Source organism: Bartonella capreoli (genome assembly GCF_902813205.1).
In the GTDB taxonomy this organism is placed as follows: domain Bacteria; phylum Pseudomonadota; class Alphaproteobacteria; order Rhizobiales; family Rhizobiaceae; genus Bartonella; species Bartonella schoenbuchensis.
Genome location: NZ_CADDZX010000273.1, coordinates 1 through 423, shown reverse-complemented (window position 1 = coordinate 423; position 423 = coordinate 1). Strand labels below are relative to the sequence as shown.

The 423-nt window shown below is 38.8% G+C and carries 1 protein-coding gene; it reads right to left on the bottom strand.

From position 1 onward, the window contains the following. A partial coding sequence (locus J7R05_RS08390; RefSeq protein WP_208541888.1) for an autotransporter outer membrane beta-barrel domain-containing protein occupies positions 1–423 on the bottom strand: 423 nt, incomplete at both ends.

Genomic DNA, 423 nt, shown 5'->3' with positions numbered 1-423 from the left:
GCTTCCGCATAAAGCTTTAATTTATCACTGACTAAACTGCTCAAACCAACTCCTAACTTACCTGCATTCCCTGATAAGTCTGTAGTAAATTTATGTAGTTTATTAATCGTTGTACGATTGTTATCCTTATTCTCTCGCAACCATGCTGCCGTAATGTAAGCTAGTGATGAAGTATCTATGCCCAATCCAAATTCATATCCTAAAGATAATCCAACCTCACTACGCAATGAAATCGATGGGCGGATATCACCTGTCATTTTGTTGGAAAGTTTGATTTCTTTACCTTCAACTTGCATCCACGTGAATTGTGCATAAGGTTGTAGCCAACTGCTCTTTGACGTCTTAATACGATAACCAGCTTCAAAGGAGCTCCCCACTGCCCATTGAGTATAATTTCCTTCAATATCTAAACCGTTCGTTGAA